Annotated in this window: 15 protein-coding genes; 3 read left to right on the forward strand and 12 right to left on the reverse strand. The window is 68.6% G+C overall.

Annotated features, from left to right (window positions below):
* Positions 1 to 21: 21 nt before the first annotated feature.
* From OG780_RS10835 to ngcE, 5 genes are all read right to left on the reverse strand, one after another.
* On the reverse strand, positions 22 to 1,122 hold the full coding sequence (locus OG780_RS10835; RefSeq protein WP_328458039.1) for a substrate-binding domain-containing protein: 1,101 nt from the start codon (positions 1,120 to 1,122) through the stop codon (positions 22 to 24).
* Positions 1,123 to 1,254: 132 nt separating this feature from the next.
* A complete protein-coding gene (locus tag OG780_RS10840) occupies positions 1,255 to 2,454 on the reverse strand; it encodes an ROK family transcriptional regulator (RefSeq protein WP_328447050.1) in 1,200 nt (399 codons plus the stop codon).
* A gap of 242 nt (positions 2,455 to 2,696) precedes the next feature.
* Entirely contained in the window at positions 2,697 to 3,635 is a 939-nt protein-coding gene (locus tag OG780_RS10845) for a carbohydrate ABC transporter permease (protein ID WP_328447051.1), read from the reverse strand.
* A gap of 15 nt (positions 3,636 to 3,650) precedes the next feature.
* The gene (locus tag OG780_RS10850) at positions 3,651 to 4,583 is read right to left on the reverse strand and encodes a carbohydrate ABC transporter permease (protein ID WP_326784983.1); all 933 of its coding nucleotides are present in this window, start codon (positions 4,581 to 4,583) and stop codon (positions 3,651 to 3,653) included.
* An 82-nt stretch (positions 4,584 to 4,665) separates the two neighbouring features.
* Entirely contained in the window at positions 4,666 to 6,117 is a 1,452-nt protein-coding gene (ngcE, locus tag OG780_RS10855; RefSeq protein WP_328447052.1) for an N-acetylglucosamine/diacetylchitobiose ABC transporter substrate-binding protein, read from the reverse strand.
* A gap of 486 nt (positions 6,118 to 6,603) precedes the next feature.
* Here ngcE and OG780_RS10860 point away from each other — a divergent pair, with 486 nt between their 5' ends.
* Positions 6,604 to 10,428 (forward strand): GH92 family glycosyl hydrolase, encoded by a 3,825-nt coding sequence (locus tag OG780_RS10860; protein WP_443062146.1) that lies wholly within the window; start codon positions 6,604 to 6,606, stop codon positions 10,426 to 10,428.
* Between the two features lie 80 nt (positions 10,429 to 10,508).
* On the opposite strand, the gene OG780_RS10865 is transcribed toward OG780_RS10860, so the two are convergent.
* From OG780_RS10865 to acnA, 3 genes are all read right to left on the reverse strand, one after another.
* The gene (locus tag OG780_RS10865) at positions 10,509 to 13,787 is read right to left on the reverse strand and encodes a GH92 family glycosyl hydrolase (RefSeq protein WP_328447053.1); all 3,279 of its coding nucleotides are present in this window, start codon (positions 13,785 to 13,787) and stop codon (positions 10,509 to 10,511) included.
* Between the two features lie 472 nt (positions 13,788 to 14,259).
* Positions 14,260 to 15,405 (reverse strand): lytic polysaccharide monooxygenase auxiliary activity family 9 protein, encoded by a 1,146-nt coding sequence (locus tag OG780_RS10870; RefSeq protein WP_328447055.1) that lies wholly within the window; start codon positions 15,403 to 15,405, stop codon positions 14,260 to 14,262.
* A gap of 459 nt (positions 15,406 to 15,864) precedes the next feature.
* Positions 15,865 to 18,579 (reverse strand): aconitate hydratase AcnA, encoded by a 2,715-nt coding sequence (acnA, locus tag OG780_RS10875; RefSeq protein ID WP_328447057.1) that lies wholly within the window; start codon positions 18,577 to 18,579, stop codon positions 15,865 to 15,867.
* 513 nt (positions 18,580 to 19,092) lie between these two features.
* On the opposite strand from acnA, the gene OG780_RS10880 reads away from it, so the two are divergent.
* Together OG780_RS10880 and OG780_RS10885 are read left to right on the forward strand one after the other, a co-directional pair.
* Positions 19,093 to 19,287 carry a DUF4236 domain-containing protein gene (locus OG780_RS10880; protein WP_326784988.1) on the forward strand — a complete coding sequence of 65 codons (195 nt, stop codon included), beginning with the start codon at positions 19,093 to 19,095 and terminating at the stop codon, positions 19,285 to 19,287.
* Between the two features lie 229 nt (positions 19,288 to 19,516).
* Entirely contained in the window at positions 19,517 to 21,046 is a 1,530-nt protein-coding gene (locus tag OG780_RS10885) for a helix-turn-helix domain-containing protein (RefSeq protein ID WP_328447059.1), read from the forward strand.
* Between the two features lie 208 nt (positions 21,047 to 21,254).
* Here the strand turns inward: OG780_RS10885 and OG780_RS10890 are convergent, their stop codons facing one another.
* The 4 genes from OG780_RS10890 to narH are packed head-to-tail and all read right to left on the reverse strand — an operon-like array spanning position 21,255 to position 25,547.
* On the reverse strand, positions 21,255 to 22,481 hold the full coding sequence (locus OG780_RS10890) for a nitrate/nitrite transporter (RefSeq protein ID WP_328447061.1): 1,227 nt from the start codon (positions 22,479 to 22,481) through the stop codon (positions 21,255 to 21,257).
* The gene (gene narI / locus OG780_RS10895) at positions 22,478 to 23,206 is read right to left on the reverse strand and encodes a respiratory nitrate reductase subunit gamma (RefSeq protein ID WP_328447063.1); all 729 of its coding nucleotides are present in this window, start codon (positions 23,204 to 23,206) and stop codon (positions 22,478 to 22,480) included. The genes OG780_RS10890 and narI overlap by 4 nt, the downstream gene beginning before the upstream one ends.
* On the reverse strand, positions 23,203 to 23,817 hold the full coding sequence (gene narJ / locus OG780_RS10900) for a nitrate reductase molybdenum cofactor assembly chaperone (RefSeq protein WP_328447065.1): 615 nt from the start codon (positions 23,815 to 23,817) through the stop codon (positions 23,203 to 23,205). Before narJ ends, narI begins: the two co-directional genes overlap by 4 nt.
* Positions 23,814 to 25,547 carry a nitrate reductase subunit beta gene (gene narH / locus OG780_RS10905; protein WP_328447067.1) on the reverse strand — a complete coding sequence of 578 codons (1,734 nt, stop codon included), beginning with the start codon at positions 25,545 to 25,547 and terminating at the stop codon, positions 23,814 to 23,816. Before narH ends, narJ begins: the two co-directional genes overlap by 4 nt.
* Position 25,548: the final 1 nt, after the last annotated feature.

The raw sequence follows: 25,548 nt of genomic DNA on the forward strand, positions 1-25,548 counted from the left end.
CGTTTGGCTACTCGCGGTTGTTTACTGCAGGCCGGCCTTCTTGCAGGCCGCGGCGTACGCCGGGGTGCAGATGTCGTTGACCGTGTACAGGCCGTCCTTGACGACGGTGTCCTTGATGTTTTCCTTCGTCAGCGAGGTGACGGGGACCAGCAGGGACGGGATCTGCTTGTCGGTCGGGCTGTCGACCTTGTCCTTGGCGACGGTGTCGAGCGCCTTGCCCTGGGCGAGCGCGACGGCCAGCTCGGCGGCCGCGTCGGCCTCCGGGGCGTACGGCTTGTAGACGCTCATGAACTGCTCACCAGCGAGGATGCGCTGCACACCGGCGAGCTCGGCGTCCTGGCCCGTGACGGGGACCTTGATGCCGGCGGCCTTCAGCGCGGTGATGATACCGCCGGCCATGCCGTCGTTCGCGGAGTAGACACCGACGATGTTCTTCTTGCCGAGAGCCGAGATCGCCGCCTCCATGTTGGCGTTGGCGTTCTCCGGCTTCCACTCCTTGGTGTCGTACTCCTTGCCGACGTTCACCTTGCCGTCGAGCACCTCGTGGGCGCCGGCCTTGAACTGAGCGGCGTTCGGGTCGGTGACCGAACCGTTCATCATGACGATCTTGCCGGACTTGGCCTTGGAGCCGAGCGCGTTGAGGAGCGCCTCACCCTGCGTCTTGCCGACAGTCTTGTTGTCGAACGAGGTGTAGGCCGAGATCGGGCCCTGCGCGAGGCGGTCGTAGGCCACGACCGGGATGCCGGCGTCCTTGGCCTTCTGGACCGAGCTCTTGATCGCGGCGGCGTCCACAGCGTCAACGATCAGCACGTCCACCTTGTTGGTGATCATCGTGTCGACCTGCTGGTTCTGGGTGCTCGCGTCCTGCTTGGCGTTGGCGTAGACGACCTCGCCCTTGCCGTTCGTGAGCTCCTGGACCTTCTTCTCGATCAGCGGCTTGTCGAACTTCTCGTAGCGAGCCGTCTGGTTCTCCGGAAGGAGCAGACCGACCTTGATCGCGTCGCCCTTCTTCGCGGAGCTGGCGGAGCTGTCGCTCCCGCCACCGGACTCCTTGGCGCTGCCACAAGCGGCGAGAGAGACAGCCATTGCACCAGCGGCAACGGCAACAGCGGCACGACGCATCTGCGTGTTCATTCTTAAACCTCCCTGACGAGGCCGCGTCGTTGCGGCCGAGGTGGACTGGAGTCAACTCGGCCACACGTGCGACGTCAAGAAGTAAATACTTAACGAGATGGCAACGGTGCCATGCGTTCTCTAAGTGAAGGCAGGAGTACCGGTCGACAGAGAACCGTCCAAAAGGGTCGAATCACCCATCTCGCTGAGTGCGAGAGCGAGCGCGCCGAGTACCTCCGCACGGCCCCCAAGTGCGCCTGGCAACACCGAGAGTTGACGTGCGGCGCTGGGGATCGCATAGCGGCCGACAGACTCCCTGATGGGCCCGAGAACGAGCTCGCCGGCCTCGGCGAGATCGCCGCCGAGGACCACCCGACTCGGGTTCAGCAAATTGCAGAGATTCGCGACTCCACTGCCGATGTGACGGCCGACGTCGGCGATCACCCGACGGCAGCCCGGATCTCCCTCCCGCGCCAGCCTGACCACGCCCTCCATCGTCAGATCGGTACCATGACTGGACTGGAGGAGCGGCAGCACATAGCGCGCCGCCGCGAAGGTCTCCAGACAGCCGCGGTTGCCGCAACGGCAGACGGGGCCGGATTCATCAAGTGTAATATGCCCGATTTCTCCCGCTGTGCCACCCGGACCGCGGTAGATCTTGCCCTCTATGACCAGCCCCGCGCCGACGCCGCTGGCGACCTTGATGTACGCGAGATCCCGGACCCCGCGACCGCTGCCCCAGACCATCTCGCCGAGCGCGCCCAGATTGGCGTCGTTGTCCACGTAGACAGGCACGCCGAGCCGCCCCCGCAGCTCCTCGGCGGGCCTCGCGCCGGTCCAGCCGGGCAGGATCGAGGTGGACCCCAGGGTGCCCGATTCCACGTCGATGGGGCCCGGTACACCGAGGCCCACGCCCGCGATTTTGGAACGGTCGACCCCCGTTGCTGCAATCAGGCGGCTGACCAGTTCCTCGGCCCGGTCGAAGCCCTGCGCGGCGGAGGCGTCCACATCCAGCGGCTCGGACTCCTCGGCCAGCACCTGATGGGCCAGATTTCCGACAGCGACGCGCAAATGGGTGTGCCCGAAATCTACGCCGATCACGATCCCGGCGTCCCCGCTCAAGGACACGCTGCGCGCCCTGCGGCCGCCCGCCGAAGTGGGTGTGACCTCGACCGTCCCGCCGTCCTTGAGTTCACGAACGATATTGGAAACGGTCGCGGCCGACAGGCCCGTCGCCCTCGCGATCTCCGCCTGCGTGAGCGAGCCGGCCAGGCGCACCGCTCGCACGACGCGCTCCAGATTGGCTCGGTGCAGCGACGACTGCGACCCCGGAGTCTCCATCGACTCATCCACTCCTGCCCATAGCCGGGCGGCCCCGATGCCGCCCGTGTGATCTGGGTCACGTCAACGGGACCCCGGTCACTTACAAGTTGTGAACTCCAAGCTCCGCTGAACGGGTTACCGCAGTCAAGTCCTTGACGAAAATCAGGGTCGCCCAGTCATGTTCGACTCCTGGCCTCACCCGGACACACATGCGCCACCCCCGGGACGGGAGTGGCGCATGTGACGGAAGGGGCGATTCGTTACTTGAGAGTCGCCGAAGTGAGACCTGCCTGGACCTGACGCTGGAAGGACAGGTAGACGATCAGCATCGGGACCATGGCGATCGTCACGCCGGCGAACAGCACGGGCAGGTCGGTGGCGTACCCCTGCTGCTGCTGGAGCTGGATGAGTCCCTGGGTCAGGACGTAGCGCTCCGGGTCCGAACTGGTCTGCGGCTGCATCAGCACCGAGGGCAGGATGTACTGGTTCCACTGGCCGAGCACATTGAAGATGCCGACGCTGAGCAGTCCGGGCTTGGCCATGGGCAGCATGACCTGGAAGAACGCCCGGGTGTGCGAGGCCCCGTCGAGCACCGCCGCCTCGAAGACCGCCGTGGGCAGCGTCCTGAAGAAGGCGTGCATGAAGAACACCGTGAACGGCAGCGAGTAGGCCACGTACACCAGGACCAGGCCTTGGTAGGTGTTCAGCATGTCGAGGCGCTTGACCATGAAGAACAGCGGCACCAGGGCCAGGAAGACGGGGAACATGGCCCCGCCGACGAAGAAGTAGTACACGAGCCGGTTGCCCGGGAACTCGTAGCGGGCCAGTACGTAGGCCGCCATCGCGCCGAGCAGCATGGTCAGCGGGACCGAGAACACCAGGACGATCAGAGTGTTGGCGAAATAGTCGCCGATGCCCTTGTTCCAGGCCCGGCTGAAGACGTCGAGCTGCCAGTTCGAGGGCCAGCCGAGGGCCGAACCGCCGATCTGCGCGTCGGTCTTGAAGGAACTCAGGACCAGCCAGAGCAGCGGCAGGATGATCAGGATCGCCCACAGGGCCAGGAACCCGTGCGAGAAGACGTTGAGGGCCATGCCCTCGGTGCGCTTGTCGCCGGGCCGTGGCGGGGCCTTCCTGGCGGTTCGCTGCGGGGGTACTCCGGCGCCGTCGACCTTCGCCGGCTCCGTGATGGGTGCGCTCATAGTCGTGTCTCCCGCTCAGAACTCGATGCGCTCGCGGCGGGTGGCGCGCAGCGTGACCACGGACAGGATCAGGGTGAGAAGGAGCATGACGACGCCCATGGCGCAGGCGTAGCCGCTCTTTCCGTAGTAGAGGAAGTTGCGCATCATGACGTTCGCCATGACCTCGCTGTGGTGGTCGGGCCCGCCGCCGTAGCCGGTGCCCTGGGTCGTGGTCGAGACGAGGACGAACATGTCCATCGCGATGATGCCGAGATAGACCCAGGCGGTCTGCACCGTGTCCCACAGCAGGGGCAGGGTGACCCGGAAGAAGGTGTGGGTGCGGCTCGCGCCGTCCAGCAGCGCGGCCTCGTAGATGTCCCGCGGGATGGACTGCATGGCGGCGGAGAACAGCACCAGATAGAAGCCGACGCCGTGCCAGACGACGACCGCCATCAGGCACCAGAGCACCAGGTTGGGCTCGTTCATCCACTCGACGGGACTGTTCGCGTCGACGAGGCCGAGCTTGATCAGCAGGCCGTTGAGCAGGCCGCCGCTGTCGCTGCGGTAGAGGGCCCCGAAGAGCACCGCGACGATCGCGAGCGACAGCACCTGCGGGAAGAAGTACACGATCTTGTAGAAGCCGGAGCCGGCGACGCCCTGTACGCCACCGGCGCCACCCCGCCCGCCCGCGTTCACCATGAAGGCGAAGAAGAGGGCGAGCAGGATGGTGATCACCGGGATGAACACCAGGAACAGGATGTTGTGCCAGATCGCCTGGAGGAATACGTCGTCCTGGAACAACGCCTTGTAATTGTCCAGGCCGACGAAACCGAACGTCTGCGACTGGCCGCTCCAGTCGGTGAAGGAGTAGCCGATGGTCTGTATGTAAGGCCAGATCACGAAGATCAGATACAGCGCCAAAGGTGCGAGGAGAAACCCCGCGACGAACCGGTACTGCCCTTTTCGCATGGCATCCTGCCCTGGTGTTCCGGATGTGCGCGGCCCGGGTGTTCCGGGCGTGCGTGACCCCGATGTTCCGGGTTTTACGTGATCAGTCGCGGTGGTTCTTCTTGGACTCCGGGTCCTTGGCCGCCTTGTCGACCGCCGCCTGGGCCCGCTTGAGCCATTCCTTCGGCTGAATACGCTTGGACATCAGCTCGTTGGACGCGGTCTCGATGGCCGTACCCATCTCGCTGTACCAGTTGGGGTACAGGTAGTTGAACGTATTGTCGCCCGCGGCCTTCGACGCGTCGACGGTGGACTGTGTACCGGGACGCAGCTCCACGCCGTCGGACACACCGTCCTTGAGGATGGTGAGCGAGTTGGCCTTCTGCGCGAAGAGCGTCGACCACTCCTTGGAGAGCATGGAGCGCATGAACTCCTTGGCCTCGGGCAGGTTCGCGGCCTTCGCCGGGATGATGAACGGCTCGCCCGAGCCGGCCCGGATCGCCTCGAACGGCAGCTTGCTGTCGGGCAGCAGGGGCATCGGCATGAACTTCATGTCGAAGTCGGCCGGGGTCTGCTTCAGCTGCTCGTTCTCCAGCCAGGAGCCACAGGTGATGAAGGCGGCCTTGTACTGGTTCCACCGGGTCTGCGACTCGGTGTGGGTGAGGCCGTTGGTGCCGGGCAGCAAGTAGCCCTTTTCCACGATCTCGTAGATCGCCTCGACGGCCGCCTGGGCGGCGTCGGACCCGACGAACGCCTTGGGGTCGAGATTGTCGATCGCCTTCATGGCGTCCAGACCGCCCTTCTTGGCGATCAGGTCCATGATGGCGACGTTGATGTAGTACGGGTACTTGCCCTGGTGGGCGAGGCCGCCGATGCCCTGCGACTTGGCGTCCTTGCAGATGGCGAGGAAGTCGTCCCAGGTCTTGGGCACCTCCCAGCCCTTCTCCTTGAAGAGCTTGCCGGAGTACCACAACCCCCACACCGTGTAGATGTAGTTGAGGGACACGACCTTGCCGCCCTGCAGGCCCGGGTCGAGCGTGCCGGGGATCAGGGTGTCGCGGACCTTCTTGGTCGGGTCGTCGATGGACGGGGCGTCGAGGACCGCCGCCAGGTCGAGGAGTTGGCCGCTCTTGTAGAGCACGTCCAGCTTGATCTGCTGGGCGCCCGAGTCGTCGACGATGTCCGGCGGGTTGCCGCCGTTGAAGCGCGGCTGGAGCTTGCCGGTGATCTCCTGGGTACCGGTGTGGGCGCTCTTGCTGCCCCACTTCTTGTCGAAGGCCGCTTCCCACGCCTTGGCGTACTCGTCGCCGTAGCCGCCCTTGAAGACGACGACGTCGAGCTTGCCGCCGCCCTTCTTCACGCCGAAGGGGTTGTCCTTGCTGGTCTTGCCGGTGCCCTTGTCGCCCGACTTGTCCTCGTCGCCCCCGCCGCTCGCACACGCGGACAGGAAGCTCATCGTCGGGACGGTGATCAGACCGAGTGCGGCCGACCTCTTGATGAGGTCACGGCGGCCGACACCCTCGGGGCTGTTGTTCTCGGCGGAAGTGGATCCCATGCTCAAGTCCTCGCCTTCTCCAGGACTCAGGCGGTGAACCGGATCCTCCCCGGCACCGCGGTTAGGTCAAGCTGGGGTCGTGCATGAGGGATTCACCGGGACGAACCGGCATTACGTGTATGGACCACGCTCCGCCGTCCCGCGAAATTCCCCCCTGGGTCCTGCCTGTCCAGAGCCAGTCGATCGACTGGCCGGACGCGACAGGTATAGTCCACTTCCCGCCAACGGAGCAAGATCGAATGCAGGTTTGGCCGTCGGTCTTTTCCGAGTTGAGACCTCACGGAAATATGGGGCACCCCAGGACCACCCCGGCGAAGATCCACAGGACGCCGGCCTCCCGCATTGAACGCAATGCACGGTTCGTCACACACATTCACCCCGGATGCCGCACCCAACACCCTTGACATCACTGTCAACTTGACGCCCAAATGGTCCTTGCGCATCGAATTTGACAACGTTGTCCACGTGCAGGGAGGGTGCTCGCGCATGCAGCACAGCGCTCGGTACAGACAGAGTTCCACGCGGCGGACCGGATGGCGTTCCCCGGCGGCGCTGGGGGTGGCGGCCCTCGCCCTGTTAGCGGCCTCCCAGGGCGTCGCGGTCGCCCTGCCCGCCCAAGCGGCCAAGCCCGACCGGGAGTTCAGCTCCTCGTTCGAATCGGGTGATCCGGCCCCGGACTGGCTCAACACGGTGGACACCGCTCCCGACGGGACGAAGCGGTCCTCGGGGGTCGACGGCGGCTACAGCACCGGCATCCCCGGCAACGTGACCGATCACGTCACCGACGTGCGGGCCAGCGGCGAGAACACCGGCGCGGGCGAGGTCAAGGAGAACCTCGCCGACGGTGAGCCGAGCAGCAAGTGGCTGACCTTCGAGCCCACCGGCTGGGCGGAGTTCGACCTGGACGCGCCGGTCAGGACGGTCACGTACGCGCTCACATCCGCAAACGACCACGACGAACGCGACCCTCGGGACTGGACCTTCCAGGGCTCCGCCGACGGCAAGGACTGGAAGACCCTCGACACCCGCTCCGGCGAATCCTTCGGCGAGCGGTTCCAGACGAAGTCGTACGACATCGAGAGCCCCGTCGAGTACCAGCACTTCCGGCTCGACGTCACGAAGAACAACGGCGGCGACATCCTCCAGATCGCCGACGTCCAGTTCTCGACGGGCCGGAGCGACGACCCGACGCCCAAGGACATGCTCTCGCTCGTGGACCGGGGGCCGAGCGGCTCGCCGACCGCGAAGGCGGGCGCGGGCTTCACGGGCAAGCGGGCCCTGCGCTACGCCGGCACCCACAAGGGCGACGGCCGGGCGTACTCGTACAACAAGGTGTTCGACGTGAACGTCGCCGTCGGGCGTGACACCGAGCTGTCGTACCGGATCTTCCCCTCGATGGCGGACGGCGACCGGGACTACGACGCCACGAACGCGGCCGTGGACCTGGTCTTCACCGACGGCACCTCGCTGAGCGGTCTCAACGCCGTGGACCAGCACGGATTCACGCTGACGCCGCAGGGCCAGGGCGCCGCCAAGGTGCTCTACGTCAACCAGTGGAACAACGTGACCTCGCGGATCGGTTCCGTCGCGGCCGGGAAGACCGTCGACCGGATCGTCCTCGCGTACGACTCCCCCAAGGGTCCCGCGAAGTTCCGCGGCTGGCTGGACGACGTCGCGCTGAGGACGGCCGCTCCGCGGAAGCCCGCGGCCCATCTGGCCGACTACGCGCTCACGACCCGCGGAACCAACTCCAGCGGCGGATTCTCGCGCGGGAACAACTTCCCGGCGACGGCCGTACCGCATGGCTTCAACTTCTGGACGCCGGTGACCAACGCGGGCTCCTTGAGCTGGCTGTACGACTACGCCCGCGCCAACAACGCGGACAACCTGCCCACCATCCAGGCGTTCAGCGCGAGCCACGAGCCGAGCCCCTGGATGGGCGACCGGCAGACCTTCCAGGTGATGCCGTCGGCCGCCTCCGGCACCCCGGACACCGGCCGCACCGCCCGTGAACTGGCCTTCAGGCACGAGAACGAGACCGCGCGGCCGTACTACTACGGCGTCACCTTCGAGAACGGTCTCAAGGCGGAGCTCGCCCCGACCGATCACGCCGCCGCCCTGCGCTTCACCTATCCGGGCGACGACGCCAGCGTGATCTTCGACAACGTCACCGAGCAGGCGGGCCTGACACTGGACACGTCGGCGGGCGTGGTCACCGGCTACTCGGACGTGAAGTCCGGCCTGTCGACCGGCGCCACCCGGCTCTTCGTGTACGGGGTCTTCGACGCGCCCGTGACCGAGGGCTCCTCCAGCGGCGTCAAGGGCTATCTGAAGTTCAAGCCCGGCTCCGACCACACCGTCACCCTGCGGCTGGCCACCTCGCTCATCAGCCTCGACCAGGCCAAGGACAACCTGAGCCAGGAGATCCCGGACGGCACGTCGTTCGACGCGGTCAAGAAGGGGGCCCGCAAGCAGTGGGACCGGCTCCTGGGCAAGATCGAGGTGCAGGGCGCCACACCGGACCAGCTGACCACGCTGTACTCCAGCATGTACCGGCTCTACCTGTACCCGAACTCCGGCTTCGAGAAGGTGGGTACGAAGTACCAGTACGCCTCGCCGTTCTCCCCGATGCCGGGCCCGGACACCCCGACCCACACCGGGGCGAAGATCGTCGACGGCAAGGTGTACGTCAACAACGGCTTCTGGGACACCTACCGGACGACCTGGCCCGCCTACTCGCTCCTGACACCCGGTCAGGCCGGTGAGATGGTCGACGGGTTCGTGCAGCAGTACAAGGACGGCGGCTGGACCTCACGCTGGTCCTCGCCCGGCTACGCGGACCTGATGACCGGCACCTCGTCCGACGTGGCGTTCGCGGACGCGTACGTCAAGGGCGTCGGCTTCGACGCCAAGTCCGCGTACGAGGCGGCCCTGAAGAACGCGACGGTCGTCCCGCCGACGTCCGGAGTGGGCCGCAAGGGGATGACCACCTCACCCTTCCTCGGCTACACGAGCACCTCCACGGGCGAGGGCCTGTCGTGGGCCATGGAGGGCTACGTCAACGACTACGGCATCGCCGAGATGGGCAAGGCGCTCTACAGGAAGACCGGCGAGAAGCGCTACAAGGAGGAGTCCGACTACTTCCTCAACCGCTCCCGGGACTACGTGAACCTCTTCGACTCCAAGGCCGGCTTCTTCCAGGGCCGGGGTGCCAAGGGCGACTGGCGGGTCGACTCCGCGAAGTACGACCCGCGCGTGTGGGGTTACGACTACACGGAGACCGACGGCTGGGGATACGCGTTCACCGCGCCGCAGGACTCGCGCGGTCTCGCCAACCTGTACGGCGGCCGCGGCGCGCTCGGGGACAAGCTCGACACGTACTTCTCCACGCCCGAGACGGCCTCGTCGGACATCGTGGGCTCCTACGGCGGTGTCATCCATGAGATGACCGAGGCCCGGGACGTGCGCATGGGCCAGTACGGGCACTCCAACCAGGTGGCCCATCACGTGAACTACATGTACGACGCGGCCGGGCAGCCCTGGAAGGCGCAGAAGAACATCCGCGAGGTCCTCTCGCGTCTCTACACCGGCAGCGAGATCGGACAGGGCTACCACGGCGACGAGGACAACGGCGAGCAGTCGGCCTGGTTCCTCTTCTCCTCGCTCGGCTTCTACCCGCTGGTGATGGGCAGCGGCGAGTACGCCATCGGCTCCCCGCTGTTCACCAAGGTGACGGTCCACCTGGAGAACGGCCACGACCTGGTCATCAAGGCCCCGCGCAACAGCACGAAGAACGTGTACGTGCAGGGCGTCCGGTTCAACGGCAAGCGGTGGAACTCGACCTCGCTCCCCCACTCGCTGATCAGCCGTGGCGGAGTGCTGGAGTTCGACATGGGCTCCGAACCGTCCTCGTGGGGCACCGGCAAGGACGCGGCACCGGTGTCGGTCACCGAGGACGACAAGGTGCCCTCGCCCCGGGCGGACACGCTCAAGGGGGACGGCGCCCTGTTCGACAACACCTCGGCGACGGACGCCTCCGTCACCTCGGTGGACCTGCCGGTCGGCTCCGGTACCGAGGGAGTCCAGTACACGCTGACCTCCGCGGACCGCACGAAGGCGCCGAGCGGGTGGACGCTCCAGGGTTCCTCGGACGGGACGGCATGGACGGACCTCGACAAGCGCTCCGGTGAGTCCTTCCCCTGGGACAGACAGACCCGGGCGTTCACGGTCGCGGCCCCGGGCTCGTACGCCCACTACCGTCTCGTCCTCGACGGCGAGTCGACCCTCGCGGAGGTGGAACTGCTGGCCTGAGCCACACCCGACGGAAAGGGGGCGGGCCCGGAGGAGACTCCGGGCCCGCCCCGCGTTCGTGTACGGGTCAGCTCACTGACTCACCGGCTCACCGCGAGGGTGAAGACGTGCAGGTCCGCGTTGTCCGGGAGTTTGACGCTCTTGATCGTCCTCCCCTCCGGTGCCGTGAAGGGCTTGGTGGCGAAGACGTAGGTGGCCACCGGGTCCTTGCCGGCTCCGGCGACGTTGCGGTAGGCGGTCCTCGCGACGGTCTCGTTGCCGTACTGGACGGTTCCGCCCCCGCCGCCCACGGTCCAGTCGGTGAAGGACAGGTCGACGGAGTCGGTGCCGCCGTCGGTGTAGGTGACGGTCGCCGTGGTCCGCTGGTTGCCGTTCACGGCGCTGCCGACGAAGGACAACCGGCTCGCCGGGTCGCTCAGTTCGATGGTCTGCGAGGTGGCCGAGGCGTTGTCGGGACGGCCGGACGGGGACTTCGGCCAGGTGAAGGCGAGACCGTCCACCGTCCCCTGGCCACCCGAGGTCAGGCCCGCGTCGGCGAGGGCCTGACGGGAGTAGCTCCAGCCGCCGCCGTCGTAGTCGGCCTCGGCGTGATCACCGCTGTCGTCCGAGACACCGGTGTTGTCGTAGGCCGCGAGGAGGGATCCCGGGGCCGCGACGGTGAGCGCCACCGGCTGCGCGTACGACGTGTCGGCGGAGGTCACGGTCACCTTGACGTCGTAGAACCCCTGCTCGGCGTCGTCGGCGGCGGTGAGGGCGATCCGCTGGGCACCGTCGCTCACCGTGCCCTCGGCCGGGGTCGCCGTCACTCCCGCGGGCACGTCCACGTGGAAGCGGACCTCGGGCCCGGCGCCGCCGCCGAGGGCCAGGGCGCGGATGTCGAGCGCGGTGCTGCCGCCGGGCGCGAGCGTCGCCGCGGTCGGCCCGACACCGATCTGGTACGGCTGCTCACCCGTGCGGAAGGAGGGCGGCGCGGCCGCCTCGGCGCTTCCCCAGCTCTTGTCGGGTGTCGCGGACAGCGTGTAGTCGAGCGTGCCGCCCTCACGGACGAAGGAGGCCGGCAGCCAGGGGCGTTCGCTGCTGCGGCCGTCGACGCGCAGCGACTGGACGTACGGGGCGTCCGCGGCCGCGCCCCGGGCCCGGATCTCGATGTCGGCGCCACCCGGACGCTCGATCTCGATCCTCGGGAACAGCGGTGAGGCCAGGGTGAGTTCGGCGCGGGAGGGCACCTGGGGGTACATGCCGAGTGCGGAGAAGACGTACCAGGACGACATCTCACCGAGGTCGTCGTTGCCGGGGATGCCGCCGGGCTGTGTCGACCACAGCTTGCTCATCGCCGCGCGGACGGTCTCCTGCGTCTTGTAGGGCGCGCCCGCGTAGTCGTACAGGTAGGGCACGTTGACCGACGGCTCGTTGTCCAGCTCGGACTTCGCACCGCCGCTGCCGCTGAACGCCCAGCTCCCGTCCGCGTTGTGGAAGAACGTGTCGAGACGGTCGAGGGCCTTGGCGCGCCCGCCCATGGCGGCGAAGAGGCCCGCCGGGTCGTGCTGCACCATCCAGGTGTACTGGGCCGCGGTCCCCTCCACGAAACCGTTGCCGGTGGCCGGGGTGAAGCCGGTGACCCAACTCCCGTCGGCCTTGCGGTTGGCGATGTAGCCGCCGCCGGGGTCGGCCGCGATGTTGAAGTTGTTCTGCCACCACTGGGAACGCTCGGCGAAGTCGGCCGCGGTCTTCTTCTCCCCCGCCGCCCTGGCCAGTTGGGAGATCGCGAAGTCCGCGCCGGACATCTCCAGGGTCTCGGCGGCACCGCCCCAGGCGTTGGACACGGACGGCATGTAGTGGCGTTCGAGGTACTTGTCGAGCGAGGGGCGCTGGCCGGCCGAGAGCACCGGTTTGCCCGCCGGTGAGAGGTCCCCTTCGGTCGGTACGGTCGCCGCCTTCACCAGGGAGCCGAGTGCGCCGCGCAGGTCGAAGTCCGTGCCGCCGAAGGCGCGGATGCCCGCGAGGGCGGGCGCCGACGGATCGCCGTTCATGACGTGCGTGCCGCTCGCGCCGTGCAGCCAGCGGTCCCAGACTCCCCCGTTCTGCCGGGCGAGTTCGAGGAGCGACTGCGCGATGTCGGAGCCGGTGTCCGGGTCGAGCAGGGTCAGCAGCTGGACCTGGGAGCGGTAGACGTCCCAGCCGGAGAAGGTGCCGTACTGCGCCTCGTGGCCCCGGCCGACGGTGTGCACCTTGCCGTCGGGGCCCCGGTATCTGCGGTCGGCGTCACTGATGACGTTCGGGTGCAGGAGGGAGTGGTAGAGCGCGGTGTAGAAGGTGGTGCGGTCGGTGTCGGTGCCGCCGCCCACCGCGATCGCACCGAGTTGTTCGCGCCAGGCGCGGTGGGCGGCGCGCTGGACGGAGGCGAAGGAGCGGGACGGCGGGTTCTCGTCGTCCAGGTTGGCGGCGGCGCCCTCCTGACTGACGTAGGAGATACCGACCTTGACGTTCACCGGGTCGGCGCCCGGCTCGAACTCCACATAGCCGCCCGCCCCCTTGCCCGCGAGAGGCCGGCCGCCCTGCGCGAAGCCCCCGGTGCCGCCGCTCGCCTCGGTGGCACCCGGGCTCAGCCGGTCGTCCTGCCAGGTGCCGGTGGTCTTGAAGGCGCGGTCGAAGCGGGCGGTGAAGTACAGGGTGTAGTAGGAGCGTTGGCCCTCGGGGTCGAGGTAGCCGCAGAAGTTGCCGGAGGTGACGGAGCCGGAGACGGTCCTGGTCGCCGGGTCGATCCGCACCGTCGAATCCGTCGACCCAACCTCGGAGTTGGCGGTGCGGATCAGCATCGAGGCGGGCTTGTCGGCGGGGAAGGTGAAGCGGCCCGAGCCGGTGCGCGCGGTCGCCGCGAGGTCGGCGGTCACTCCGGAGGCGAGCCCCACCTTGTAGTGGCCGGGCTCGGCCAGTTCGTCGGAGTGCGCGAACCCCGCGGCGTAGACGGCGTCCTTCGTGTCGGTCGCCGGGGACGAGGTGACCTCACCGGCGTACGGGAAGAACGGGATGTCGCCGCTGCCGCCCGCGCAGCCCGTTCCGGACATGTGGGTGAGGCTGAAGCCCCGGACGCGCGTGGCGTCGTACTGGTAGCCGCCGGGCGCGGCGGTGCGGGTGGCGTCCCCGCGGGTGTTCTCCGGGCTCCAGGAGAGCATGCCGAAGGGCGTGACGGCGCCGGGGAAGACGTTGCCGCCGTTCCTGGTGCCGATGAGCGGGTCGACGTACGCGGTGGGGTCCTGGACGAATGCCGGTGGCCCCGACGGAGGCGCGGCGAGCGCCGGGGTGGCACCGGCGACCGTCAGGGCGACGGCCAGCAGTAACGATGACGGACGGAAACGCATGACGCGGCCCCTCCTCCTTCGGACGGGTCGCGCACCACAGGTCGCACAAGCCGCAGGGACAGTAACGTGCGCCACGGGTACCACGGAAGACCGCCTGCGCCGCCGGAGACGCGCCCGGCACCTCCTCCGACGGCGTCACGGACAGCACGCCGGACGGGTCGCGCCTTCCGGGGCCACCGGTGACCTGCCCGGGCCGGTGAGCGGTACTCCGCCTCCCGCCCGTCCCCGGCCGCCGACGCGTCCTGCGCCCGCCCCCCGAGGGGCGCGAACGCGCCGAGGTGGGCCGTCAACATGCTTGACATCGTTGTCCGTTGAGGCGATAGAGTCGTGAGCAGACCGTTCGACAACGTTGTCGCGCACTCCGGTCGCCACAAGCCGCACCATCCCGGGCAGGGCCTCCCCCGCCGCGTCCGGGCTCGCGGACCGGGTGGGTCCGAACCCACCCACCCGGTCCGCCCCGAGCGTCGCCTGTTCAGCCGACCCGACAGGGAAGGGCCGTTGCCGGATCACCACCCGAGCCCTGGACGACATAGCCGAACGTGGTGCTGCCGCCCGGACTGAGTGAGCCGTTCCAGTCGGCGTTGTGCACCATCACGTCCTGACCGCTGTAGGTCGCGTTGCCGTTCCACAGACTGGCGACCGACTGCCCGCCCGGCAGCGTCCAGTCGACCATCCAGCCGAGCATCGGGACCGTGCCGGTGTTGGTGACCGTCACCTCGGACTGGTAACCGCCGGGCCAGCTGCCGGTGGTGCGCCGGGTCGCCGAGCAGGCGCCGGGCGGGGGTTCGGTCGGGTTGCCCGGATCGTGGATGCCGGTGACCTCGCCGTTGCCGCCGTCGAAGACGACGTCGGAGCAGGAGTAGAACGTCTCCGCGCTGTCCGAGCGCTGCCAGACCATGTAGACGATGTGGCGGCCGGTCTTGCCCGCCGGCAGCTTGCCGCTCCAGGAGTAGTTGGCCTCGACCGTGCCCGGGGTCCCGTTGAGCGGCGGGTGGTCGACGGTGAGGAACGGCTGGTCCTCCATGGCGTCCCAGGTGAGGGTCCTGGTCGGGTCGAAGCCGTCCTTGGTGACGTAGACGTAGAACCAGCCGGGGTGCGCGGCCCAGGCGTTGTACGCGAAGTCGACGGTCGCGCCCGCGGTCAGGTGGGTCAACGGCCAGTCGGAGCGCGGCAGGTCGAAGCCCGAGAAGTTGGGGTTGCCGCCGCTGCACAGCGAGCCGTCGGGGACGAAGCCGCGGGTGCGTCCCGCCCCGTCCGAGCGCAGCACCGAGAACCAGTTGTAGAACGGCGTGGTCCCGCTGACCTGTTGCGCCGCCTTGCAGGCCGGGTTCACGGGCTTGATCTCACCGGTGTCGGTCAGCCCGTCCTGCCAGCACAGGAAGGTGCGGCTGCCGGGCTTCATGGGGGTGCCGTGCGCCTCCGCCCGGCCGCCGGTCATGACGATCAGGGCGAGGGCCGGGAGCACGGCCAGCAGGGCGAGGAGGACCAGGAAGGGGGACGGGCGGCGGCCGGGGAGCAGTGACCGGGAGAGCGGCCGTCGCGTTCCGGCAGAGCGTGGACCGGGCGTACGCGGGCCGGGCGAACGCAGCCTCGCCAGGCGCGAGCTTGTTAAGTGCATGACAATCCATCCCTTCGTGAGGCCGTGCGGGATCGGAGCGAGGTGGGAGCGGCCCGGGGGCGGGTTCCGGTCCACCCCATGGGAGCGCTCCCACCTCACTCGGAAAGTAGCGCGCACAGGGACCCCTGTAAACGCCTGACGCATCGCGCGCACCCGCCGGGGCCGTCGTCCCGTTTCCGCGGCCGGGCCCACGGGACGCGGACGGCACCGACCCGTCGTGGACCACCGGAACACGGCGACCGAGACGGAACGGTCACTGACGTGCCGGCAAGGACCCCCAGACGCACCGCACTTGGGCGATCGTGGCCCGGCACCCGGACGCAATCCATTGTTCCGTCCGAGCACCACCCCTGCCCTGGAAGGGAGTTCGGGGCGACGGCGAAGGGCCGCACCCCCGTCAACCGGGGATGCGGCCCTCGACTCCTGCGGAGCTGCCCTACAACTGCTTCACCGGACCGCTCAGTTGCGGATCAGGTTGCGCAGCACGTACTGCATGATGCCGCCGTTGCGGTAGTAGTCCGCCTCGCCGGGGGTGTCGATGCGGACGACCGCGTCGAACTCGACGCCGGTGTCGGTGGTGACCTTCACCGTGCGCGGGGTGGTGCCGTTGTTGAGCTCCTCGACACCGGTGAAGGAGAAGGTCTCCTCGCCGGTCAGACCGAGGGACTCGGCGGTCGCGCCCTCCGGGAACTGGAGCGGCAGGACGCCCATGCCGATGAGGTTCGAGCGGTGGATGCGCTCGTACGACTCGGCGATGACGGCCTTGACGCCGAGGAGCGCGGTGCCCTTGGCGGCCCAGTCGCGGGACGAGCCGGAGCCGTACTCCTTGCCCGCCAGGATGACCAGCGGGATGCCCTGGTCGATGTAGTTGCGCGAGGCGTCGTAGATGAAGGAGACGGGGGCGCCGTCCTGCGTGAAGTCGCGGGTGTAGCCGCCCTCGGTGCCCGGCGCGATCTGGTTGCGCAGGCGGATGTTGGCGAACGTACCGCGGATCATGACCTCGTGGTTGCCGCGGCGCGAGCCGTAGCTGTTGAAGTCACGACGCTCGACACCGTGCTCCGTGAGGTACTTGCCTCCGGGGGTGTCGGCCTTGATCGCACCGGCCGGGGAGATGTGGTCGGTGGTGACCGAGTCGCCGAGCTTGGCGAGGACGCGCGCGCCGGCGATGTCCGAGACCGGGGTGGTCTCCATCGTCATGCCCTCGAAGTAAGGGGGCTTCCGGACGTACGTCGACTGCGGGTCCCACTCGAAGGTGTTGCCCTCGGGGATCGGCAGCGCCTGCCACTGGGCGTCGCCCGCGAAGACGTCCTGGTAGGACTTGTTGAACATGTCCTCGCCGATGGCGTTCGCCACGACGTCGTTGACCTCGGCCTCGGAGGGCCAGATGTCGGCCAGGTAGACCGGCTTGCCCTCGGTGTCGGTGCCGAGCGCGTCGCGGGTGATGTCCACCTTCATGGAGCCCGCGAGGGCGTAGGCGACGACCAGCGGCGGGGAGGCCAGGTAGTTCATCTTGACGTCGGGGTTGATACGGCCCTCGAAGTTCCGGTTGCCGGAGAGGACCGAGGTGACCGCGAGGTCGTGGTCGTTGACGGCCTTGGAGACCTCGTCCGGCAGCGGGCCGGAGTTGCCGATGCAGGTGGTGCAGCCGTAACCGACCAGGTTGAAGCCGACCTTGTCGAGGTAGGGGGTGAGCCCCGCCTTGTCGAAGTAGTCGGTGACGACCTTGGAGCCCGGGGCGAGCGTGGTCTTGACCCACGGCTTGCGGGTCAGGCCCTTCTCCACGGCCTTCTTCGCGACGAGCGCGGCGGCGACCATGACGTACGGGTTCGAGGTGTTGGTGCAGGAGGTGATGGCCGCGACCGTCACCGCACCGTGGTCGATCTCGTAGGTCGAGCCGTCGGGGGCCGTGACCGTGACCGGGTTGGAGGGCACGCCATTGCTGGCGGCCGGGGAGTCGGAGGCCGGGAAGGACTCCTTGCCCGCCTCGTCGTCGTCGGCGACGTAGTTGCGCACGTCGCTCTTGAACTGCTCGGCGGCGTTCGCGAGGACGATGCGGTCCTGCGGGCGCTTCGGGCCGGCGATGGAGGGGACGACCGTGGAGAGGTCGAGCTCCAGCTTCTCGGAGAAGTCGGGCTCGGCGGCCGGGTCGAGCCAGAGGCCCTGCTCCTTGGCGTACGCCTCGACGAGCGCGAGCTGCTGCTCGGAGCGGCCGGTGAGCTTGAGGTACTTGATGGTCTCGCCGTCGATCGGGAAGATCGCGGCGGTGGAGCCGAACTCCGGCGACATGTTGCCGATGGTGGCGCGGTTGGCCAGCGACGTGGCGGCCACACCCTCGCCGTAGAACTCGACGAACTTGCCGACGACACCGTGCTTGCGCAGCATCTCGGTGATGGTCAGCACGAGGTCGGTGGCGGTAGTGCCGGGGGTGAGCTCACCGGTCAGCTTGAAGCCGACGACGCGCGGGATGAGCATGGAGACCGGCTGGCCGAGCATCGCGGCCTCGGCCTCGATGCCGCCGACGCCCCAGCCGAGCACGCCCAGGCCGTTGACCATGGTGGTGTGCGAGTCCGTACCGACCAGGGTGTCGGGGTAGGCCTGCCCGCCTCGGACCATGACGGTGCGCGCGAGGTGCTCGATGTTCACCTGGTGGACGATGCCGGTGCCCGGCGGGACGACCTTGAAGTCGTCGAACGCGGTCTGGCCCCAGCGCAGGAACTGGTAGCGCTCCTTGTTGCGGCCGTACTCCAGCTCGACGTTCTGGCCGAAGGCTTCCTTCGTGCCGAACTTGTCGGCGATGACGGAGTGGTCGATGACCAGCTCGGCCGGGGAGAGCGGGTTGACCTTGGCCGGGTCGCCGCCGAGCTCCTTGACGGCCTCGCGCATGGTGGCGAGGTCGACGACGCAGGGCACGCCGGTGAAGTCCTGCATGATCACGCGGGCGGGCGTGAACTGGATCTCCTGGCTGGGCTGGGCCTGCGAGTCCCAGTTGCCGATGGACCGGATGTGGTCGGCGGTGATGTTCGCGCCGTCCTCCGTGCGGAGCAGGTTCTCCAGCAGCACCTTCAGGCTGTACGGAAGGCGAGCCGAGCCTTCCACCTTGTCCAGCCGGAAGATCTCGTACGACTCGTCGCCCACCTGCAGCGTGCTGCGGGCGTCGAAGCTGTTCGCCGACACGACAGTCTCCTTCATTGATGTGCGCGTTCCCACCGCATCCTGCCGCCACGACGTCATGGCCGATCCGCTAAGGTAAGGCTAAGTTAGGTAGCCCTTACCGTTGGACCGATGACGGCGTGCTGCTGCGGTACGCCTCGGCAGATATCTCGATGTCGAGATAACTCTAGTGCATGGGGGCGGACAGGTCATGTCCGCACGCCCGCATGTCCGGGCCGTTCCGCATGTCCCGCCACGGGAAGAATGCCCGCATCACCCGGCATCGGCCGGGCGTGACGTCCCGGACCGGCGGCTCTCCCGGACCGGCCTCATCCCTGGACGCCGCACGCAACCAGTGCATGGCGACCAAGAGGGGCGGCCGCAGACTCGACGGAACCCGAGGACCCGGAGAAGGGCAACACGGCCCCTCGGGAGGGAAGCTGACACACCGAAGCCGAGGGCAGGCACATCGGGGCCGTTTCGGGGTACCCGGTGTGCGCCGGGAACGTCCCGGCGTGACCGACACAGGGGGGCACCATGCCGCTCACCTTCCGCAAGAGCTTCCGCATCCTTCCCGGACTGCGGCTCAACATCAACCGCAAGTCGTGGTCCATCACCTCGGGCGGAAAGAACGGCCCCAGGCGCACACACAGCAGCACCGGACGCCGGACGACGTCGATGGACCTGCCGGGGCCGTTCGGATGGCGCAAGACCACACGCAAGGCAAAGTGACCCAAGGGCGACAAAAGGCCTAGGTCCGACGAACCGTCACGGAAGCGTTTCTTCACGGCATCCACCGACGGCGACAGGAGCCCGCGGAGCCGGCCGGCACCCCGCGGGCGCCGTCGCCGCGCCGGTGCGCGGCACCCGAACTGCCCCTCGAACACCGCCTGGTGACCCCTGTCACTCGGAAGGCCACGTTCCACTTTTGTTTATCTCACATCCGATATACGGTCGCGCCATGGCAGACGACTACCTCGTACGTATCGGCAAGCTCATCCGTGACGCCCGGCAACACCGGGGCTGGACACAGTCGCAGCTCGCCGAGGCACTCGGCACGAGTCAGAGCGCCGTCAATCGCATCGAGCGCGGCAACCAGAACATCAGCCTTGAGATGATCGCCCGGATCGGCGAGGCCCTGGACAGTGAGATCGTCTCGCTCGGATATGCGGGTCCGATGCATCTGCGGGTCGTCGGCGGCCGCCGTCTGTCCGGCTCCATCGACGTCAAGACCAGCAAGAACGCCTGTGTCGCCCTGCTGTGCGCGACGCTCCTGAACAAGGGGCGCACGGTGCTGCGCCGGGTGGCCCGGATCGAAGAGGTCTACCGCCTGCTGGAGGTCCTCAACTCGATCGGCGTCCGCACCCGGTGGATCAATGGCGGGGTCGATCTGGAGATCGTGCCGCCGAGCGAGCTCGACATGGAGTCGATCGACGCCGAGGCCGCCATTCGCACGCGGTCCATCATCATGTTCCTCGGCCCGCTGCTGCACCGCCTGGAGGCCTTCAAGCTGCCGTACGCGGGCGGTTGCGACCTCGGCACCCGCACCATCGAGCCGCACATGATCGCGCTGCGCCGGTTCGGTCTGGACATCGCCGCGACCGAGGGGCTCTACCACGCCCGCGTCGACCGGTCCGTGACGCCCGGTCGGCCGATCGTGCTGACCGAGCGCGGGGACACGGTCACCGAGAACGCGCTGCTCGCCGCCGCCCGCCACGACGGTGTCACGGTCATCCGCAACGCCTCCTCCAACTACATGGTCCAGGATCTGTGCTTCTTCCTGGAGGCGCTGGGCGTACGGGTGGAGGGCATCGGCACCACGACGCTCACCGTGCACGGTGTGCCGAACATCGACGTCGACGTGGACTACTCGCCCTCCGAGGACCCGGTCGAGGCGATGAGCCTGCTCGCCGCCGCCGTGGTCACCGAGTCCGAGCTGACGGTGTGCCGGGTGCCGATCGAGTTCCTGGAGATCGAGCTCGCGGTCCTGGAGGAGATGGGCCTCGACCACGACCGCACGCCCGAGTACTTCGCGGACAACGGCCGTACGCGGCTGATCGACCTGACCGTGCGGCCCTCCAAGCTGGAGGCGCCCATCGACAAGATCCACCCGATGCCGTTCCCGGGCCTGAACATCGACAACGTCCCGTTCTTCGCGGCCATCGCGGCCACCGCGCAGGGCCAGACGCTGATCCACGACTGGGTCTACGACAACCGGGCGATCTATCTGACCGACCTCAACCGCCTCGGCGGCCGCCTGCAGTTGCTCGACCCGCACCGGGTGCTCGTCGAGGGCCCGACCCGCTGGCGCGCCGCCGAGATGATGTGCCCGCCCGCGCTGCGGCCCGCCGTGGTCGTCCTGCTCGCGATGATGGCGGCCGACGGCACCTCGGTGCTGCGGAACGTGTACGTCATCAACCGCGGTTACGAGGACCTCGCCGAGCGTCTGAACTCGATCGGCGCGCAGATCGAGATCTTCCGGGACATCTGAGCCCACGTCGCGAGGAGCTGCCGCGCCCGCGCCTCTGCCGACCCGGCGCCCTGCCGGACCCGCTCGCCCGCGGGTCCGGCAGGGCGCTGCGGCGTCTCCGGGACTTCTCCGCGTCCGGGCGGGGTCCGTGCCGAGTGCGGTCCGGCCCGCGTCGGCCGCTCTCCGGCCGGCTGTCGCGGGGTGCTGTGGCGGACTGCGCCGGCCGGTCTCAGGCGGGCTGTCGCACGGCGCGCTCCCGGTCCGCGTCGCGCATGCGGCCGTACGCGTAGACGCAGCCGGCCAGGGCGAGGTCGGAGAGCAGCATGAAGCCGATGGCGTAGGAGCCCTTGGCGCTGTAGACGGCGCCCATGACGAGGGGCGGGACGAAGCCGCCGAGTCCGCCGGTCGCGCCGACGATTCCGGTGACACTGCCGACCTGCGGCGGCGGGGTGACCCGCGCGACCATCGCGAAGACGCTGCCGCTGGAGGTGCCGAGACCGGCCGCCATCACGAGCAGGAAGACCGTTCCGCCCGGGACGAGGTGGGGTTCGAACGCCTGGCACACCGCCATGGCCCCCACGACGCCGAGCGCCCAGGAGGTGACGACGGCGGGGTGGACGCGGTCGGAGAGCCAGCCGCCGATCGGGCGGAAGATCACGGTGACGAGCGCGAAACCGGCCGCGCGTGTACCGGCGTCGGTGGGCGACAGGTCGTACCAGGTCTTGAGGTAGGTGGGCAGGTAGACGCCGAACGCGACGATGCCGCCGAACCCGATCGCGTACAGGGCCGCGAGCTCCCAGGTGACCCGCAGGTGCCCGGCGTCGGCCAGTCGCTTCCCCAGCGACGTGGTGGGGACCACACGGTCGGGACGGTCGGAGAGGAGGAAGTACTCCACGACGGCCATGACGGCCAGGGCGATGGCCAGCACCACGAACGGCAGGTTCTCGCCGTGCTTGTAGATGCGGGGGGTGAAGTAGCCGGAGAGGGCCACGCCGCCCATGCCCGCGCCGAACACGCCGATGGCGAAGCCGCGGCGCGCGGGCGGGAACCAGGAGTTGACGAGGGGGACGCCGATGGCGAAGGTCGTGCCGCCCAGGCCGAGGAAGAAGCCGACGACGAGGAGGCCCGCGTAGGAGTCCTTCACGACGATGAGCAGCAGGACGGGCACGATGGTCAGCGCGGTGACGAGAGGGAACATGAGCTTCGCGCCGAAGCGGTCGGTGAGCGCGCCGACGGGTACCCGGCCGAGCGAGCCGACGAGCACGGGGACGGCGACCATCAGCGACTGCTCGAACGAGCTCAGCGAGAGCTTGACGCCCAGCCCGGTGGCGAGCGGTGAGATGAGGTTCCACGCCCAGAACGCGAGGGCGAACCCGATCGTGGCGACCACGAGGTTGCGGTAGGCGGCGCCGGGCACCGCGGTGCTCTGGGCTGTCCGAGGGGTCCGGGTGGTCACTCCACTCGCTCCCATCCGGGCCGCTCGGAACGGGTGCCGAGCTGACCGCGTTCGCGGCTGCGGTACACGATGTAGGGGCGGAAGAGGTACTGCACGGGGGCGCTGAACATGTGGATCAGCCGGGTGTAGGGGACGAGGGCGATGAGCGCGCACCCGATGACGATGTGGACCTGGTAGGTGACCGGCACGCCGTCCATCCGCGCGTAGTCCGGACGCAGGGTGAAGACACTGCGCAGCCACGGGGCGATGGTGGTGCGGTAGTCGTACCCGTGGCCTCCCGCGTGCGTGAGCTTGGCGATCATGCCCATCAGGATGGCGGCGAGCAGGACGACGTACATGAGCTTGTCGTTGCGGGTGGTGGCGAGGAAGACCGGCCCGTTGGTGCGGCGGCGGTAGATCAGCAGCGCGATGCCGGCGACGGTGGCGAGGCCCGCGAGTGTGCCGGTCCACAGGGAGAGGTGGTGGTACGTGGACTCGCTCACCCCGAGTGCGCTGGTCCAGGAGTCCGGGACGAACAGCCCGACGAGATGACCGGCGAGGACGAAGAGGATGCCGTAGTGGAACATCGGGGAGGCGATCCGCAGCAGTCTGGACTCGTAGAGCTGCGAGGAGCGGGTGGTCCAGCCGAACTTGTCGTAGCGGTAGCGCCAGATGATCCCGCCGACGAGCAGGACGATCGTGATGTACGGCATGGCGGTCCACAGGATGCTGTCGGCGAGGCTCATCGGGGGACGACCTCCAGCAGCGGTGTGCCGAACGGTGCGAGCCCCACGTCCTCGCGCGGCGGTCCGTTGCGTGCCATGGCCTGGGCGGCTGCGCGGTCGCGGGGGGAGGCTCCGGGGAGGGTGGCGACGAGCGCCCGCAGCACGCCGGCCCAGGGCGAGGCGGCCTCGGTGAGGGCGAAGCGCAGCAGTTCCAGCGCCGGGCGGTGGTCGCGCAGGAGGGTGTCGGTGCCGGTGAGGGCGGAGAACTCGCAGACGGCCGGCAGGAAGTCGGGGAGTTCCCCGGTGTCCGCGTACTCCCATCCGTGCTCCCGGTAGATCTCCTTGAAGCGCACCAGGGACCGGCCGCGGCGTCGGGTGTCGCCGTCGGTCCACCAGGTGAGGTAGAGGCAGCGGCGGCCGGAGAAGTCGAACGTCCGGACGTAGTCCTGCCGGAGCCGGTCGGGGTCCGTGCTGCCCGCGTGGTCGAGGAACGTGTGCAACTCCCCTCTTCCCGAGCCGGGTTGTTCCTCCAGAGCCGCGCGCAGGACGCCCAGACCGGCGTGGAACTCGTCGTCGGGGTAGACCAGGCAGCGGGCGGCCGCAGCGTGGACGACGGCGTGCGGGGTGGTCATCTCTCCTCCTCGTCGTCGTTCTCGGGTGGGTGCGGGTCGGTGCCGGGTGTTCCCGGCTTTCCCGGGAACAGTCCGGCGGGGTGGCCCCGGCCGTCCCAGTTGAGGAGGTTGACGCGGCTGCGGCCGGTGTCGGCGGGCGCGTCGGCGGTCTGGCGGTCGCGCAGGACGTGGAAGTTCTCCACGGACACCGGCGGTGTCCCGCCGGACCCTTCGCCGTAGGGGCCGGAGCCGCCCATGCCGGGCCCGCCCTCGTAGTCGAGGCTGCACTCGTCGGGCAGGACGGACTCCTCCAGGCGTCGCGCGTCGCCGACGGCGGCGGTGGGGATCACGTACCGCTCCTCGTACTTGGCGAGGGCCAGCAGCCGGTACATCGCGTACATCTCCTCCCCGGACATGCCCACCGACCGGGCGGCCGCCTCGTCGACCGGGGTCGGTCCCGAGGAGCCGCCGGCGAGCAGCCCGGGACGCATCGCGCTGCGCATGGCGGCGAGCTTCTCCAGCGAGGCGCGTACGGGAGCGGTGTCGCCGGCGGTGAACAGCTCGGCGAGGTATTCCAGGGGGATGCGCAGGGTGTCGATCGCGCCGAAGAGGTTGCCGGCGTCCTCGCCGTCGAAGCCGGTCTCGGTGAGTGCGTCGACGACCGGGGAGAGCGGCGGGATGTACCAGACCATCGGCATGGTGCGGTACTCCGGATGGAGCGGCAGCGCCACCCTGTGCTTGCTGATGAGGGCGTGGACGGGTGAGCGGCGGGCGGCGTCGATCCAGTCCTGGGCGATGCCGGCGCGTTCGGCCTCCCGGCGTACGACGGGGTCCTCGGGGTCGAGGAACACGCCGAGCTGGGCCTCGTACAGGTCGGTGTCGTCGGGGGCGGAGGCCGCTTCCAGGACCTTGTCGGCGTCGTAGAGCATGACGCCGAGGTAGCGCAGCCGTCCGACGCAGGTCTCGGAACAGACGGTGGGCAGGCCGACTTCGAGGCGCGGATAGCACAGCGTGCACTTCTCGGCCTTGCCGGTGCGGTGGTTGAAGTAGACCTTCTTGTACGGGCAGCCGCTGACGCACATGCGCCAGCCCCGGCACTGGTCCTGGTCGACCAGGACGATGCCGTCCTCCTGCCGCTTGTACATCGCGCCGGACGGGCACGAGGCGACGCAGGACGGATTCAGGCAGTGTTCGCAGATCCGTGGCAGATAGAACATGAAGGTCTGCTCGAACGTGAACCGGACCTTCTCCGAGGCCTGTTCACGGACCTTGGCCACCATCGGGTCGAGTGCGCCGTGTTCATTCACGCCACCGAGGTTGTCGTCCCAGTTGGCGCTCCACTCGATCTTCATGGGCTTGCCGCTGAGGAGCGAGCGGGGCTGCGCCACGGGGATGTCGTCACCGAGGGGGGCGTCGATGAGGTTGGCGTACTCGTACGTCCACGGCTCGTAGTAGTCGCTGATGGCGGGGAGTCTGGGGTTGGAGAAGATGTGGGCGAGTTTCGAGAAGCGGCCGCCGCCCTTCAGCTTCAGCCGTCCGCGCTTGTTGAGCTCCCAGCCGCCCTTCCACGTCTCCTGGTCCTCGTATCGGCGCGGATATCCCTGTCCGGGGCGGGTCTCGACGTTGTTGAACCACACGTACTCCACGCCGCCGCGGTTGGTCCACGCCTGTTTGCAGGTGACGGAGCAGGTGTGGCAGCCGATGCACTTGTCGAGGTTCATGACCATCGCGATCTGTGCCATGACGCGCATG

The sequence above is a fragment of the Streptomyces sp. NBC_00386 genome, assembly GCF_036063235.1.
Taxonomy (GTDB): domain Bacteria; phylum Actinomycetota; class Actinomycetes; order Streptomycetales; family Streptomycetaceae; genus Streptomyces.